This window comes from Vibrio sp. HM8-C, assembly GCF_058630515.1.
The window spans coordinates 34089-51025 of record NZ_JBMMKS010000012.1 but is presented as its reverse complement, the minus strand read 5'-3'; the positions used below and the strand labels follow the sequence as shown (position 1 = coordinate 51025).

The window sequence follows — 16937 nt, the reverse complement described above, 5'->3', positions numbered from 1 at the left end:
ACAACCTTACTCCTTCGCTTCTACTTGTTCAGGCTTGAAGGTACGAATCGCCCAAATCATAAATCCGATCAGGAAGAATGCAGAAGGTGCTAATAGCATCAAACCGTTTGGCTGGTACCAACCGCCGTCTTTAATAAGAGGCAGAACTTCCATACCAAATAGCTTGCCAGAACCTAGAAGCTCACGGAAGAAACCAACACTGATAAGTACGAAACCGTAACCTAGACCGTTACCAATACCATCGATGAAAGACGGGATTGGGGCAGACTTCATTGCAAATGCTTCTGCACGACCCATTACGATACAGTTCGTAATGATAAGGCCTACGAATACTGAAAGCTGTTTAGAGATATCGTATAGATATGCTTTCAGAATTTGGTCTACCACGATTACCAAAGATGCGATAACAGCCATCTGAACGATGATACGTACGCTGCTTGGAATGTGGTTACGGATTAACGAAACGAAGAAGTTCGACAATGCAGTTACAAACGTTACTGCAAGAGTCATAACGAAAGCCGTCTCTAGTTTGGTAGTCACTGCTAGAGCAGAACATACACCAAGAACTTGTAGCGCGATTGGGTTGTTATCCAATACTGGCGCTAGAATGCTCTTTTTAAGATCTTTTGCGCTAGACATTAGTTAAGACCTCCGTCACGAACTTTTGCTAGGAAAGGACCAAAGCCCATATCACCTAACCAGAAGTCAAATGTATGTTGAACACCATTACTGGTTAGCGTTGCACCTGAAAGAGCATCAACACCATGCTCAGAACCTTGTGGTGCGCCACCTTTTACAACTTTAATTGCAGGTTTGTGGTTCTCATCAAACAGTTTCTTACCTACAAATTGAGCACGCCAGTTAGGGTTTTCAACTTCACCACCCAATCCAGGAGTTTCGCCTTGTTCATAGTAAGTGATGCCAGAAACTGTATTACCATCAGTTTCAACCGCAATGAATGCGTACATCATAGACCATAGGCCATTACCGTGGATTGGTAAGATTACTTTAGACACTTGTTCGCCATCTTTTACAAGATAAACGATACCTGTGTTTGAGCGACGAATGATCTTCGCTACGTCTTGCTCTGATGAAAGTTTAACTGAAGTTGCATTATCTTTTGCTGCTTTACGCTGGTCAAAAGTTGCTGCATTACCGTCAATAAAATCACCAGTATTTAGGTCAACTAGACGAGGTTCGATGTACTTAGAGTACAATTCAGGAACCTTACCTTGTTCAGTGATACCTGCTACTTGAACGATTTTGCTTTGCTTATCAAGCACAGCATTCGCCTTTTGCTTGTCTCGCAGGCCAACAGCCGCTGTCGATACGATGATTGAGCACACTAGGCTCAATGCGATAACAACAAACAGCGTTTTCTTAATGCTATCGTTATTACTTGCCATAGCGCGATAATCTCCGCTTGATGTTTTTCTCTACCACAATATGGTCGAACAGAGGAGCAAACAGGTTAGCGAATAGAATCGCTAGCATCATGCCTTCTGGGTATGCTGGGTTAACCACACGGATTAGTACACACATAGCACCAATCAAAATACCGTATGCCCATTTACCTTTATCTGTGAACGACGCTGATACTGGGTCCGTTGCCATGAAGAACATACCGAATGCGAAGCCACCTAGAACTAGGTGCCAATGCCAAGGCATGTTGAACATCATGTTGGTTTCAGAACCAATCACGTTGAACAACGTAGAAAGAGCAATCATACCGATCATCACACCAGCGATGATGCGCCATGAAGCAATACCCATGTAAACAATGAAAGCAGCACCGATTGCTAGAGCAAGCGTTGACACTTCACCGATTGAACCTGGAATATTACCAATGAATGCATCCATCCAAGTGATAGCTTGACCAGTTGCAGCATTCATCAGAGCACCGTTACCACCTTGAGCCCATTGGCTAAGAGCAGTAGCGCCAGAGAAACCATCTGCAGCAGTCCACACTAAATCACCAGAGATTTGAGCTGGGTATGCAAAGAATAGGAATGCACGACCTGCAAGCGCTGGGTTTAGGAAGTTACGACCAGTACCACCGAAAACTTCTTTAGCAACAACAACACCGAAGGTGATACCTAGTGCCGCTTGCCATAAAGGTAGCGTTGGTGGAACGATCAATGCGAAAAGAATAGAAGTAACAAAGAAACCTTCGTTAACTTCGTGCTTACGCACCATACAGAACAACACTTCCCAGAAGCCACCAACAATAAATACTGTTGCGTAAATTGGGAGGAAGTATGTTGCACCCAGTAGCATTTTACTGCCCCAACCTGCATCAGACGACATAGTGCCGCCAAGCATTTCAGTCAGCCAGTAGTGCCAGTTACCATCGATGATAGTAGCCAGTTGATCACTTGCATACATGTGGTGAAGTGCAGAGATAGCTTGACCACCTGCGTTGTACATACCCCAGAACATTGCTGGGAACACAGCTAACCAAACCATGATCATGATACGTTTTAAATCAACGCTATCACGGACATGAGAGCCTCTCTTTGTCACAAGACCTGGCGTGTAAAATAGAGTCGCAGCAGCTTCGTATAAAGCAAACCATTTCTCGTGTTTACCACCTGGTTCAAAGTGATGCTCGATGTCTTCAAGAAACTTTTTAAGGCCCATGAAAATTACCCTTCTTTCTCAATCTTATCGAGGCATTCACGAAGTAACGGACCGTACTCGTATTTACCAGGACATACAAAGGTACACAATGCTAGATCTTCTTCGTCAAGTTCTAGTGCGCCAAGGCGTACTGCACTATCAGCGTCACCAGCACACAGATCACGAAGCAACAGAGTTGGCTCCATATCTAGCGGCATAACTTTTTCATAGTTACCAATTGGCACCATTGCGCGATCACTACCGTTCGTCGTCGTTGTCATGTTGAACAACTGACCTTTGAACAGGTGACCTAAGAATGAGCGAGTAACAGAGAACTTGTTCTTACCAGGCATAGCCCAACCAAACAGTTCCTTCTCACGACCTTCGCGAAGAACAGAAACTTGTAGGTGGTAACGACCTAAGTAAGCGTGTGGACCTGTCGCTTTTGTACCAGTCAGTACAGAGCCAGAGATCACGCGAACTTCGCCAGGCATCATTTCGCTATCCGTAAGCTGTTCAAGGCTTGCACCAACAACTGTACGAACTAAGCGAGGATTGTTTACGACAGGGCCAGCAAGAGAAATAACACGCTCGCTATATAACTCACCAGTTAAGAACAATTTACCGACAGCGATAACGTCCTGGTAGTTAATGTACCATGCCACATTTGCTGCATTGACAGGATGCAGGAAATGCATGTGTGTACCAGCTAAACCAGCTGGGTGAGGGCCGTCAAAGACATGTTCTTCAACATTGGACTGAGTTGAGCGTGGTAAGCTAGTACCTTTTTTACAAACGTACACTTTACCGTCAGTCAGAGCTGAAAGCACATCAAGGCCAGCAACGAAGGCTTCTGAATTGTCGTTAATGATAACCGTCGGCTCTGCTGCCAATGGATTAGTATCCATAGCAGTAACAAAAATAGCCTTAGTCGTCGAATCAACTGCCGGAACCTTGCTGAACGGACGAGTACGCAGCGATGTCCAAAGACCAGAATCAACTAGCTGAGTTTTAACCGCTTCACGGTCAAGGCTACCTAGTTGATTAGCTTCAAACTTGTCGAACGTCACTTGGTCATCACCTGCCACTTCAATCACTACAGATTGAAGAACACGTTTTGCACCACGATTAATTTCAACAACTTTACCGCTGACAGGTGAAGTAAACTTCACGCCTGGATTCTTCTTATCTTCAAAAAGAACTTGAGCTTTCTTTACTTCATCACCTACGCGAACATGCATAGTAGGACGCATGCCGACGTACTCTTCGCCAAGCAAGGCGACTTTGTTGATGGCTTTGCCATCATTAATCACCTGGGATGGAGTTCCTGCAATAGGAAGGTCCAGACCCTTTTTTATTGTAATCATACGCACTTGCACTACTTTATCGGGAAAAAGATTCATTCATTGCGCAAATTCGAGGCGGTGGCCATTCCAACTTCAACTGGAAGCGTGTAATGACAAAACTAAACCGTCTCTAGACACGACATTATAATATCTGTCCGCCTTGGTTGTTTAATAACCAAAAGCGCAACATACTTTTAAAAATCACATTACAGATTTGAGATGAGATTTATCAAGGGCAGTAGTTTAGCACCTTTTGCGAATATGATGCCATTCAAGATCTCTAGATTCGTGATTTTATTTGGTCAATAATTCGTTTCAAAGGTGCATTAATAATCATTATTTTGATACGTCGCACAATTATTTCACCCACCTAAAAAACGCGGTTATTTTTACACTTTTATTTGAAAAAATAATATTTCTTATGCCTTTCTCAAGCCCCAGTTGTATATGAACTGTTAAAAATTTAATCAACTGGAAGAAAAAAAGCGAGCTGTTGGATCACAATTATCCACCCAAACACATCGGACTATCTGGTGCTTTTTTCTTCAACTCGTCCCACTCTTGTGGCGTGTAAGTATGTATAGCAAGAGCATGAATATGGTTGCTTAATTCTTCCGATAACGTTTGGTTCACTTGACGATGACGCATAATCAAACGTTGCCCTTCAAAGCTTGAAGTAACAATAATCACTTTAAAGTGACTCTCAGAGCCAGGTGCCACATTGTGCATATAGCTTTCATTCACAACCTGCAGATGTTCTGGTTGAAATTTATCCTGCAGTTTAGTCTCGATGACTTCTTGAATCATAATGCTCCCTTGTCGCACACACTGATATTACAAAACTAACAAACAGTTTACTTTGGCAGGCTTAGCTTTGACAAACACAAACCGCTGATTCAGCAAACAACAAAGAAGCCTAAGGTTTTGGTTTCTTGATCAACGAGCATTTGAGACAATAATAGTGTCTTTAAAACTATCAATTACTCCAAATATGAAAACTGAGCTTTCGCTATTCGAACGTACACTAACACTTCATCGTTTTCCACTTCGCAGCAACGAGCTGCTACAAGCTTGGGATGCAGGCGATGAATACTTGATCACTCATGTTGAAGAGTTAGCTCTGGCCTCATCAAAACGCATTTTAATTTTAAATGATTCGTTCGGCGCGCTCAGTTGCTGGCTTTCTACCCAGCACCAAGTGTTCATGATGAGCGACTCATATATTGCCCACAAAGCAACGATTGAAAATTTAAAACGCAACTCTTGCAGTGGCGTGACACTTCTCAACACTATGGATGAGATACCTAGCGATATTGATTTGGTATTAATGCAAATCCCTAGAAACAATCGTCATCTTGTGTGGATTCTAAGTAAACTTCGTCAATCAGTAGACGAAAAGTGCCCTATTATTTCAGTCAACAAAGCGAAAGAAATACATTCTTCAACACTGCAATTGTTTGAAAAAAATTTAGGTGAAACGAAAACATCGTTGGCATGGAAAAAGCACCGTTTGGTGTTCTCCTTCGCTAATTGCACTCCAGTACCAAGCACTGATGAAGAAGTGAAATGGGAAGTTGAAAACGAACAGATGACCTTGGTAAACCTGCCGAACGTCTATTCTGGAGAAAGCTTAGACCAAGGCGCTCGATTATTGCTAGAACATTTACCTAGTGATGATTTACAAGATTTTATCGACTTAGGTTGTGGCAATGGAGTTTTGTCAGCAAAACTGGCTCGATTAAACCCGAATGCCACCATTACCTGCGTTGATGAGAGCTTTATGGCAGTGGAATCTGCCAAGCGAAATTTGAAGCAAAATTTGCAGACACAACCCGAGATAAGATGTGTAGCAAACAATTGCTTAGATGAATTTGAAAGTAACAGTGCTTCGTTTATCGTATGTAATCCCCCTTTCCATCAACAACAAACGATCACAGACCATATCGCATGGCAAATGTTCTGTGATTCAAAGCAAGTTCTTAAAAAAGGGGGCAAATTATTGGTTATCGGCAATCGCCACCTCGGATACGATATAAAGCTAGCTCGCCTATTCAGTCACACACAAGTAAAGACTGTCGCTAGCAACAATAAATTTGTTATCTTACAAGCTACTAAGTCATAAGCATGTTCAAGCATGCCAAAACAACGAAAGGATTAACCATGAAAAAATTGGTTCTCGCAGCTTCTATTGCTTTATTGGCCGCTTGCTCTGCTCCACAACAACAGCAGGTAAGCTTTACTCCAACAGCGGTTTTAAGTAACAGCGATATTGTTACTAACAGCAAATTCACTTTAGTGAGTAAAGACGTTCGTTCTGCGCAATATGTTGCTTTAGTCGATAGCGGCCGCAACAATATTGAACCAGTTCATGCGAGACAAAACGTGCGTATTGCTTTGGAAAATGCGCTATCAAGCCAGTTTGATTCTCAAGGTTTCACTATCACAGTGAACAGCGAAAATACTCTTACACTTGAGATCCAAGAAGCGCTAGTGACCGTCACTCACTCCATCATGGAAAACGAGATGAATGGTAAGGTTCTGCTACAACTGACAGCAGAGTCACCGAAAGGTAAGTTAGTGAAGAGCTATACTGGTACGGCAAAACGCACTGGCGCACTAAGTGCATCTAATGAAGATATTGAGCAAGTTCTGAATGACGTTGTAAATCTTGTATTAAAAGAAATTTCAGCGGACACAGAGCTTCAAAACTACATGAAGGAGCGTTTCCATGGTTAAGACTCTTTCCATGGTGAAAACATCATTAGCTGCTCTTGCTATCGCAGCGAGCAGTCACGTATGGGCGGGTCCGCAGGTTGAAGTGGAAACAACATTAGGCACGTTCACTATTGAGCTTAATGAAGATAAAGCTCCAATCAGTGTTGCTAACTTCATTCGTTATGTTGAAGACGGCAGCTATGTTGGCACTATCTTCCACCGCATCATTCCAGGCTTTATGGCGCAAGGTGGCGGTTTTGATACTGATATGAAACAAGTCAGTACCTATGCACCGATTCAAAATGAAGCGAGCAACGGTCTAGGCAACGACACTGCAACTATTGCAATGGCTCGAACGAACGATCCAAACTCTGCAACACGTCAGTTCTACATCAACCTCGTTGATAATGACTTTCTGAACTACGGTCAACGCCCACCAGGCTACGCTGTATTTGGTCAAGTCACTAAAGGTTTCGAAGTCATTCAAAAAATGGCTCAGCAACCTACTCAGTCAATTGGCTATATGAAAGATGTTCCGGTGACACCAATCATCATCACCAACGCCACACTGATTAAATAACACCTAAAGCTCCGATTTATTCGGAGCTCTTTTTCCGACAAGGAAATGTCAATGCAACAAGAAAACCAATCATTTACTTGGATTGAAACTATCCGCAGCTATTTCGACAGACGCTTGCTTTGGGTATTGATGCTCGGATGCTCCAGCGGTTTCCCTTGGGTTTTGATTGGCTCGAACATGTCAGGTTGGCTCAAAGATGCAGGCTTAACTCGCACAGCTATTGGCTACTTTGGCAGTGTGTTTGCTGTCTATGCGATTAACTTTTTATGGGCTCCTGCCGTTGACCGTATTCGTTTACCTATTCTGCATTCTATGCTTGGGCAACGTCGAAGCTGGATATTGCTTTGCCAGATTCTGATTTTAATTTGCACCTTGTTAATTGCAGGCGTTAACCCTGCGACCAACCTAATGCTAACCTCAATGCTGGCACTTGGTATTGCCATCGCATCTGCCACTCAAGATATTGCGGTCGATGCGTTCCGTATTGATACTTTCCCGAAAACTGAATCCAACAAACTGCCACAGGCTTCTGCCATGGCCGTAATTGGTTGGTGGACAGGTTATTCGGTTCCCGGCTATCTGGCATTTATCAATGCTGATTCAATGGGATGGAATGGAGTCTATTACGGAATGGCCGCCATTGTTGGTGTTCTAATTCTGTTTACTCTTCTGGTTGGCGAACCCAACACCAACCGTGAAGCTCTGCAGAAACAAGCAGAGCAACGACACAATAAAGTGGTGAACTCAAAAATCTTGGCTTGGTTGAGTGTAACCGTACTTGAACCATTTATAGATTTCTTCCGTCGTAACGGCACTTCCGTCGCGATCACGCTACTGTTGTTCGTGTTTCTATTTAAGATTGGTGAAGCTTTCCTCGGAAGGATGTCCATCGCGTTTTATAAAGAGATTGGTTTCAGCAACGAACAGATTGGCTATTACTCAAAACTGATTGGTTGGGGCATTACCATGCTGTTTACTTTAATCGGCAGTATGGTCAACGTACGTTTTGGTATTGTGCGTGGTTTGATGATTGGCGGTGTTGCGATGTCAGCCAGCAACTTGATGTTCTCTTGGATTGCTCAAGTGGGTCCAAATGAGCATCTATTCTTGGCCACTATTATTGTTGATAACTTCACTACAGCGTTCTCAACCGTTGCCTTTGTGTCCTTCTTAACTGTGATGACAGGCCAAGCGTTTTCGGCAACCCAGTATGCTCTGCTTGCTTCGCTAGGCAACTTCGGTCGCACAACATTGGCTTCTTTCAGTGGCGAGCTGGCTGACTACTTAAATAACTGGTCATTGTTCTTTGTGTTGACCGCGTTAATGGTGATCCCAAGTTTGATCATGCTTTACACGCTGCGCCATTACTTCACTGACTTATTGAACAAAGCCAAAGATCACAAAGAAGAGCTAGTCGAAGAGAAGGTCGTTGAATAACCAACGATCGAATCAATAGACATCGAATAGACAAAGAGGGAACCCATGGTTCCCTCTTTTCATTTCTTTGACCTGTTAGCCACGAGACTTATATTCGTCTTTTTCGATTCCGTGCTTTTTCATTCTCAGATAAAGCTTCTTTCGCGGTACTTGCAGATAATTTGCCGCTTCCGCCACTCGCCCTGAGTACAAGAAAAGAGCGTCTTCAATGATCTGCTTTTCAAAATCATCCACCAGCTCATCGAGCGGTGAAGTCATCTCAACCTGATTATAAATCCGGTCTTTCCCGGTCAATTTAACAATACCGATGGCATATAACTCAGCCACGTTGCGCAGTTCACGGACATTGCCCGGCCAGTCGTGAGCTCGAAGTAGAGATAAGTAACTGGACTCCACCGCAGGTAAAGTTTTACCAAGCTTATTGCAGCTCTGCTTTAAAAAGTAATGGAACAATGCGGCAATATCATCAGGACGCTGTTTGAGTAATGGAACGTCTATTACCCCTTGATTCAATAGATAATAAAGCTCAGGAAGAAGGTGGTTGTTAGCAATCAGTTGCTCTGATTCCGCTCCCAAAATAGCAATAATACGCGTGCGTGGAATATTTAGCCGTTCTTGGTTTAGCAACACCTGAATCAAATGGCGCTGCATTTCATCGCTCATTTGCTCAATATTGTCCAAAAGTAAGCAACCACCCGCACTCTCTTTTAGCTTTAAATCGAGTGTTTCGAGCGACGTTTTGTGACTAAAAGCCAGTTCAGATATTGGTGTTTCTTTGCTAGCACACGACAATTGATGAATCAGATAAGCGATAGTGTGCCGCCCCACGCCTGACTCACCACAAATCACAACATGGTTATTGAGCATCGCATATTGTGCTATGTGTGAACGAATACGTTCTATCTGCGCCGACTTACCCACTAACTCTTTCTTCACACTACGAGCCAAAGAGAGCTTCTGTTCAATGAAGTAACGACGCTGATCGATGTGCTGTTTTATCAAACCAAGCAGTTGAGGTGGATTAATCGGCTTTTCTAAGAAGTCACAAGCACCAAGCTTAACCGCTTCCACCGCCATAGGGATGTCGCCATGTCCGGTGATCACAATAACTGGAATGCGCTCATCTATCGATTTGATCACCTTTAATACATCCATGCCATGCATTTGCGGCATATACATGTCCAAAACCACTACGCCATTCCAGTCTGGAGTGATCATACTTAGCGCCATTTCTGGATTTAACAACGCTTTCGAGGTAATTCCAGCTATCGACATTAGATGAGTATAGGAATCCAGTACATCTTGATCGTCATCGATCAGTAACACCGTACTTTTAGTCATGAGGCAGCTCCAAAACAACCATCGCACCTTTCTCTAGGTTCGAGGCAAGGTAGATTTGACCATTCATTCTTTCAATCAGCGACTGACAAATGTTCAGCCCTAATCCTAGTCCCACTTCTTTTGTCGTTGTAAATGGGGTGAAGAGTTTTCCAACCACACTGTGTTCAAATCCAGATCCACTATCGGTGATCGCAATTCGATGCACTTTGTCGTCAGTAGAAAGCAGTTCCAGAGACACCGACTTTTTCTGATTTCCGCTTGCTGCATCACAAGCATTAACCAACAGATTGATCAGTATCTGCTCAAGACTCAGGGTTTCACCGATTACAGAAAGAGTATCTGAAAGTTCATTATGCAAAGCCACTTGCTGTCGCTTTGCTTTGGTTTGTACCAACAGCAGAGCTTGCTCAACCACAGAGTTGAGACTGAGTGACTTCAAAGGCTCATCACTACTACTTTTACGTGCAAAATTACGCAAGCTATTCACGATTTTGCCCATACGTTCAGTCAGCCCTTCAATCTGAGTCAGCGATTGATTTATTTGCGTTGTTTCAGCCTGTTCCAACGCAAGTCTAGCGGTATAAAGATAAGTCGACATCGCACTAAGCGGTTGATTTAACTCATGAGCCAAACTTGTCATGGTTTGACCTACCACCGCCATCTTGGCCGCCTGAATAAGATCATTCTGCGTTTTCTTCAAATACGCTTCGGCTCTCTGACGCTCTTCGATCTCTGCTTGCAGCTGTTCATTATTCTCTAAAAGCGACTGTGTTTTTTCTCTTACACGCTCTTCAAGCACACGGTTCGCATGTTCCTGATCGGTTACATCTGTAATCGTGACAATAATTTTGTCGTTTAAGCCTTGGTTAAATTTGCGCAGATACAGCCTTAAATAATGCGGCTTTGCAACACAACCAATCGAGAGTGTCACACTGTCAGCGCCGTTTTTAATCAACTTTCCTTTAGGATCAAACACAGCTTGAAGTCTTGGTTGAACATCATCAGGAAAACATCGCCACAAGGTCTTCTTCACCTTGCCAGACTCTAACTGCAAACTTGCCTGAGCACTTGGGTTTGCCGATTCAATCTCACCTTGAAGATTACAGGTGATCAAACTCGCTTGAGTGTTATTGATAAGACTTAAAGCGTTGGTTCGCTCCATCTCTTCCACTTTTTGCCCATATTGGATCAACTGAGCGCAAAGGTTGCCTATCTCATCTTTTCCATCGACTTCAATCGGATGACTCAGATCGTTATTAATGATCGCATCTAAGCTGTTACTCAAATTGGTTAGACGCGCGACAATTCGGCGATTAACGAAGTAGTAAGTCAGCAATAGGCTCATCGAAATCGACAATCCAAAACAGGCTAACAACACTCGGTGGCCGTGTTGAATAAGCTGAGTGGTCTCTTTTTGAGTCTTGACAAACAGTTCATCGGCATTCGCCACTAGCGTTGCGATATCTGAATGCTGGTGATTGAGTTGCTCTTGTATTCGACCACTTAGTTCATCAAGCCCTTGGTGCAATTCCACCATCAAGCTCAAATTCTGATGATAAGGGCCATTCATAGCCAACAGTTCATTCCATTCGCCTAATAGCTGTTGATAAGCAATAGAAGCCGGAAGCTGAAAAATAGGCTCACTGTTGCTTTGCAGTTCTTCCAAACGGTATTGAAGTACCTTCATTCCGTTATCGACTTGAATTTGATGTGTTGCACTCATCAGCTCTCGGGCAAAGTTATACATCTGGCTGCCACTGTCGATTAGCGATTGGATCTGGTTAATTTTCTTAAACAGAGCTTCGGTTCGCTCGGCATAGTTTTTACGCTCAAGCTGCCACTGCATTTCCTGACGAAGCGGAACTAGCTCCATCTCCATATCCTGATAGAGCCACTGTAGCTGCTCTCCAAGCATTTCAATTTGGCGTGTCACATCAATTCGTTGAGAAACAAGAGAACTGTATTGCTCACTGAGCTCTTTCAGCTTCAAATAGCCATTGTGTAGCTTCATCTGTGCATCATTCTCTTCTAAAGAATTCAGCACCTTATCCATAATCATCAAGTCGTTATTCAGCTTTGTGATTTGGTCATCTAACGTGACTTTACTGGTCGCATTACCTATCTGTGAAATCCTGCGGCGGATTTCAGAACTACGACTTTCCAACACATAACTGGCGTTATATTTAGGAACACTCTGATCCAAGACCTCAATAACCTGATCGTCCAGTCGGCTCCATGTAAACCAACTGACTAAACTGACTACCGTCACCAACAAGGTGCTGCAACCAAAAGCCAGTAACAATTTGGAACCTATGGTGTGATATTTGGATAGACTCATGGCGTAGTCACTCTTGTAAGCGACTTGAGTCTGTCGTTTGCCTGTTGCAAATTGGCATCAATTTGCTTCTTCCAAGAGTGACTCAGTTCCGTCAGGAGCATCGTTTTGGCGGCTTGTTGAGATTCATCACTGGCATCCGCCAACGGTGATATTTGATTTACTACCTTATCCAACTCACTTTCGCTTACTGGAACAGAAAAGACGAGCTGCTCAATCTGCTCAATTTGACTAAGTACAGCTGGATTATCGTTATATTGCTTACGCGCATTAATCAGCGATAACCAAGTATCTTTCAACGCAGGTAGACGCTTTGAGATCATCAAATCAAACAACAAATTCATACACTCTTCACGTTGAATCAAAGTTGCGGCAGATAAACGAGTGAATCGATCATTGAACAGTGATTTGTCGCTTAGTCCATGTTTAGCAAAGTCATTAGCATCCATGTTCGTTTGAACTGCTTTAGACATCAGTAGATCGACAAACGCTTTAGCGTAAATATCATTATGCTCTTGATTAACCAAAGCTACGTAGGTCGGCATAAGAGTAAAACTCTCATCGTAAGCAAATTCTACATGGTCAAATTTGCGCTCGAGTATCAAGGCGTAGCTATCAATCGTCGGCCCAATACCAAACTGCCCTTTCGCGACATAATCACTGACACCGAAACTGCGTGAAGAGATGGTCGCCAAATTGGCTCCAATATTGGTGAGTAAGCGCCAACCATCCTGCCAACCATATTTGGCTAAAAGACTTTCCACCATCAATTGTGTTGTTCCTGATCGCGCCGGGGTACTCATGGTCAAATGACCAAAATAGACAGGAGAAATCAGATCAGAAAACTGCTTGGGTTTTGGAAGCTGATGAGTTTGCAAATAGTCTCGGTTCCAAACAATACCGGCTCCAGAATATCCAATCGTAACCACTTGCCCTGCTGGCGGAAGCATATAAGGACGCAACCATTCAGGAGCCTGAAAGCGCTCTGGCAAAGTCGTTAAGCGTCCATTTTCAGCGAGATGCTGCATCAAATAAGGAGAAGAGCTCAGTACAATATCGATGTTTTGAATATAGCTTTTACTCAACATCTGAACACTAGATTGCGCTCTGCGGTGCACCACTTGCACATCAACGTCTTGGTACTGTTTCGAAAACTCGTCAATCAAAGGCAACAGAGGCTCACGAGAAAACGTAGTCAGGATCACCAGTTCCTTATCTTGCGAATAGGCAAAAGGCGCTGAAATAAGGACAAAGGCAATCATCAGCATTCGATTGATAGTCGGAAGTCTGTGAGTTGAATAAGTCAAAAACCTTAAAAATTGTGCGTTCACTCAAATCTCTGCCATTTGGTCAAAAATACTTTCATCGAAGGTTGGGTCAACAATGACGCAACTTGATTTGAATTTTATCAATAAATAGCCAATTGCCGCGCTTCAATTTCCCATTTTTGACCCGCACTCATGACTCAGTTGTGTCACTTTTGCCCCAAATTGCGACTTTTGAGGCTTTTTTTTCTTTGCTTAATGATGCTCCCAACGAACACCCCCTGTCTGGATGTCGTGAATAACGGAGAGCACTTTTATGTTCAATTTTTTTAAAACTCGCCCTGACGCACCACTCTTGGAACTTCCAAAAGATAAGATGCAAAAACTCTACAAGAGTTATCAGTGGCAGGTCTTCTCAGGCCTAATTTTTGGTTATGCTGTTTTTTATGTAGTACGTATGAGCCTTGGTGTGGTGAAAAAACCAATGCTTGATGCGGGCATAGTATCGATTGAAGAACTCGGTATCATGGGTTCGGCATTCTTCTTTACTTATGCATTCGGTAAATTCCTCAACGGTTTCTTATCTGATTACGCCAACATCGGTCGATTCATGTCGATTTCATTGTTGCTATCGGGTGCTACCGCAATCTTCATGGGTATGAACACCACAGCCTTCTTCTTTGTCCTACTTTGGGGCTTGAACGGCTGGTTCCAATCTGTGGGCTCTGCACCTTCATGTGTATCGCTATACCAATGGTTCTCACCAAAACAGCGTGGTAGCCGCTACTCGATTTGGGGTGGTTCTCGTAACATCGGTGAAGGTATCACGTGGATCTTAACCGCTTCACTCGTGAGCTACTTCGGCTGGCGTGCAGGTTTCGTTGGTGCAGGTATTGCAGCAATTGTCGCTTCTCTAATCATGCTTAAACTGCTGAAAGACCGTCCACAAACTTACGGTATGCCAGATCCAGGTACTGCGTTTGACGAAGGTACTGAAATTAAGAAAGCGTCAGATCCAAAAGAGACTCGTCGTGCACAGATGTTCATCCTAAAACAACCTGTTGTATGGCTAATTGCAGCGTCATGTGCAGCTATGTACATCTCACGTTATGCAATGTCCTCTTGGGCGGTACTGTTTCTACAAGAATCGAAAGGCTACTCATTGATCGACGCTGGTTTTGCAATGTCTATGTACCCAACTGCGGGTCTGGCTGGTGCAATCCTTTCGGGCATCCTTTCTGACAAAGTGTTTAAAGGTAACCGTAACATTCCTAACCTACTGTACGGAATCGCCAACATCGCTGGTATGTGCCTGATGTTCTTCGGCCCTGATAACCGCATCATGGATGCTGTTGCACTGAGTATGATTGGTTTCTCTATCGGTGGTCTGGTTGTTTTCTTAGCGGGTCTAATCGCATGCGACTTGATGCCGAAAAACGCGGTTGGTGCGGTAAAAGGTCTGATTGGTCTGTGTTCTTACATTGCTGCTTCTGCACAAGAACTGATTTCAGCATCGCTAATCACAATTACAGAAGTGGACGGTGTGAAACACTATGACTTCGGTAATGCACAATACTTCTGGTTAGCAGCAGGTGTGGTTTCTGTGTTACTAGCACTGACTGTGTGGAATGCGAAGAAAGTCGTCGATATTGACGAAGCTGAAACCAAAAAATACCAAGCAACACCAAGCGTTTAATCGCTACTAAAAAAGGAGCTGTTTTCAGCTCCTTTCTCCCTTCTTTTTTCCCATCTTATGTAGCGTTGTTATAGGAATTTTTTATGTGTAAGACCAAAATTGTCGCCACTCTTGGCCCTGCAAGCCAAACAAGAGAAAAACTAACCCAACTTATCCGCGCGGGAGTTAACGTTGTCCGCCTTAATTTTTCCCATGGCAGTGCTGAAGAACATATAGAGCGGGCAGAACTTGTTCGCACCATCGCTCAAGAACTCAATACAACCGTTGGTGTGCTGGTCGATCTGCAAGGTCCTAAAATCCGTATTGCTTGTTTCGAGCAAGGCAGCATTCAACTCAAAGCTGGTGACACCTTCATTCTGGATGGCCAACTAGAAACGAATTCTGGCAACCAAGAACGTGTTGGCTTGGACTACCCTCAGATGATTCAAGATCTCGACTCTGGTGACATCCTGCTACTGGACGATGGTCGTGTTCAGTTAAAAGTGCTTGAAGTGAACAAACAAGATGAGCTTGTTATCACTCAAGTGATCAACAACGGCAAACTCTCTAACCGTAAAGGGATCAATTTACTTGGTGGCGGACTTTCAGCTCCGGCGCTGACAGATAAAGATAAACAAGACATTCTCACCGCTGCCAAACTCAAAGCCGATTTCTTAGCGATTTCGTTCCCAAGAAATGGAGCCGATATTGACTATGCTCGCGAGTTAGCAATCAAAGCAGGTTGTCACGCTCATATCGTCGCCAAGGTTGAACGTGCAGAGGTAGTGAGCAGTGTGGAAGCAATGGACGACATCATTCATGCGTCGGATGTGATTATGGTGGCTCGCGGCGATTTGGGCGTTGAAATTGGTGATGCTCGACTGCCAAACGTGCAAAAAGCGCTAATCACACGCGCGAAACATTTGGGGAAACCGGTGATTACGGCAACTCAAATGATGGAGTCGATGATTGAAAACCCACTGCCGACCCGCGCTGAAGTGCTTGATGTGGCAAACGCAGTCATCGATGGTACAGACGCAATTATGTTGTCAGCAGAATCAGCGGCAGGGTTGTATCCGGTTGAAGCTGTTGAAGCTATGGTAAGAATTGCCACTGGTGCTGAAGAGCAAAGTACATGCGCTCAAGATTGTTGGGATAAGCTACACCACCTATGTAACGATGCAGGTAAGAGTTTCGCGCTTTCTTCTATGATATCTGCATCCAAAGTACATAAAGATCTTGGTGTCGCCATTATCACTCAGCACGGCGAAACACCATTGCTGATGTCGAGATGTCAAAGCCAAGCCACCATCTGGGCGGTCTCGGATAAGCCTGAACTTTTGAGTAAGTTAGCTATCTTGCGTGGTGTGACGCCTGTTTACATGGCAAACATTGAGAAAAATGCAGAGATACTTGCCAAGCAGTTAGTTGATCATCTATCGACACAAGCCATTGAGAAGCAGATTTCATCGCTGTTGGTCACACAGTTGGAATCGGTTGAAGGTGTGGGCAGCGTCAATGTTTGCCGTTTGCTGCACCTTAATACCAATGAAGAATTAGCAGCCTAAGTGTAGGGCCTAGCTTCTATAGAGCGACCTGCGCTTTTGTTCGACCTGCGCTTTAG

Annotated in this window: 14 protein-coding genes; 6 read left to right on the top strand and 8 right to left on the bottom strand. The window is 43.8% G+C overall.

All coding sequences use genetic code 11. From position 1 onward, the window contains the following. Positions 1-6: 6 nt before the first annotated feature. The 5 genes from ACOSVQ_RS14215 to ACOSVQ_RS14195 all read right to left on the bottom strand — a co-directional run bounded on the left by ACOSVQ_RS14215 (position 7) and on the right by ACOSVQ_RS14195 (position 4772). The gene (locus tag ACOSVQ_RS14215; protein ID WP_102940388.1) at positions 7-639 is read right to left on the bottom strand and encodes an NADH:ubiquinone reductase (Na(+)-transporting) subunit D; all 633 of its coding nucleotides are present in this window, start codon (positions 637-639) and stop codon (positions 7-9) included. Next, a complete protein-coding gene (locus tag ACOSVQ_RS14210) occupies positions 639-1406 on the bottom strand; it encodes a Na(+)-translocating NADH-quinone reductase subunit C (RefSeq protein WP_491983186.1) in 768 nt (255 codons plus the stop codon). Before ACOSVQ_RS14210 ends, ACOSVQ_RS14215 begins: the two co-directional genes overlap by 1 nt. Next, positions 1396-2640: an NADH:ubiquinone reductase (Na(+)-transporting) subunit B gene (locus ACOSVQ_RS14205; RefSeq protein ID WP_491983185.1), complete on the bottom strand. Its 1245-nt coding sequence runs from the start codon at positions 2638-2640 to the stop codon at positions 1396-1398. Before ACOSVQ_RS14205 ends, ACOSVQ_RS14210 begins: the two co-directional genes overlap by 11 nt. Positions 2641-2645: 5 nt before the next feature. Further along, complete coding sequence (locus tag ACOSVQ_RS14200) at positions 2646-3986, bottom strand: Na(+)-translocating NADH-quinone reductase subunit A (protein WP_491983184.1); 1341 nt, start codon at positions 3984-3986, stop codon at positions 2646-2648. 483 nt (positions 3987-4469) lie between these two features. Next, a complete protein-coding gene (locus tag ACOSVQ_RS14195; protein ID WP_491983183.1) occupies positions 4470-4772 on the bottom strand; it encodes a BolA/IbaG family iron-sulfur metabolism protein in 303 nt (100 codons plus the stop codon). 184 nt (positions 4773-4956) lie between these two features. Here ACOSVQ_RS14195 and ACOSVQ_RS14190 point away from each other — a divergent pair, with 184 nt between their 5' ends. The 4 genes from ACOSVQ_RS14190 to ACOSVQ_RS14175 are packed head-to-tail and all read left to right on the top strand — an operon-like array spanning position 4957 to position 8697. Next, the gene (locus ACOSVQ_RS14190; protein WP_491983276.1) at positions 4957-6087 is read left to right on the top strand and encodes a methyltransferase; all 1131 of its coding nucleotides are present in this window, start codon (positions 4957-4959) and stop codon (positions 6085-6087) included. A gap of 38 nt (positions 6088-6125) precedes the next feature. Then, positions 6126-6701, top strand: a complete 576-nt coding sequence (locus tag ACOSVQ_RS14185; protein ID WP_491983182.1) for a YajG family lipoprotein — start codon at positions 6126-6128, stop codon at positions 6699-6701. Between the two features lie 10 nt (positions 6702-6711). Beyond that, positions 6712-7260: a peptidylprolyl isomerase gene (locus tag ACOSVQ_RS14180; RefSeq protein ID WP_491983275.1), complete on the top strand. Its 549-nt coding sequence runs from the start codon at positions 6712-6714 to the stop codon at positions 7258-7260. Positions 7261-7311: 51 nt separating this feature from the next. After that, a complete protein-coding gene (locus ACOSVQ_RS14175) occupies positions 7312-8697 on the top strand; it encodes an AmpG family muropeptide MFS transporter (protein WP_491983181.1) in 1386 nt (461 codons plus the stop codon). A gap of 75 nt (positions 8698-8772) precedes the next feature. Here ACOSVQ_RS14175 and ACOSVQ_RS14170 read toward each other — a convergent pair whose 3' ends face one another. Genes ACOSVQ_RS14170 through ACOSVQ_RS14160 form a run of 3 tightly spaced genes read right to left on the bottom strand, consistent with a single transcriptional unit; the run spans position 8773 to position 13641 of the window. After that, positions 8773-10038, bottom strand: a complete 1266-nt coding sequence (locus tag ACOSVQ_RS14170) for a sigma-54-dependent transcriptional regulator (RefSeq protein ID WP_491983180.1) — start codon at positions 10036-10038, stop codon at positions 8773-8775. Beyond that, on the bottom strand, positions 10031-12376 hold the full coding sequence (locus ACOSVQ_RS14165; protein WP_491983179.1) for an ATP-binding protein: 2346 nt from the start codon (positions 12374-12376) through the stop codon (positions 10031-10033). The genes ACOSVQ_RS14170 and ACOSVQ_RS14165 overlap by 8 nt, the downstream gene beginning before the upstream one ends. Beyond that, entirely contained in the window at positions 12373-13641 is a 1269-nt protein-coding gene (locus ACOSVQ_RS14160) for an ABC transporter substrate-binding protein (protein ID WP_491983274.1), read from the bottom strand. The genes ACOSVQ_RS14165 and ACOSVQ_RS14160 overlap by 4 nt, the downstream gene beginning before the upstream one ends. A 313-nt stretch (positions 13642-13954) precedes the next feature. Here ACOSVQ_RS14160 and ACOSVQ_RS14155 point away from each other — a divergent pair, with 313 nt between their 5' ends. Continuing rightward, positions 13955-15334, top strand: coding sequence for an MFS transporter (locus tag ACOSVQ_RS14155; RefSeq protein WP_491983178.1), 1380 nt, complete (start codon positions 13955-13957; stop codon positions 15332-15334). Positions 15335-15417: 83 nt separating this feature from the next. Next, positions 15418-16881, top strand: coding sequence for a pyruvate kinase (gene pyk, locus ACOSVQ_RS14150; protein ID WP_491983177.1), 1464 nt, complete (start codon positions 15418-15420; stop codon positions 16879-16881). Positions 16882-16937: the final 56 nt, after the last annotated feature.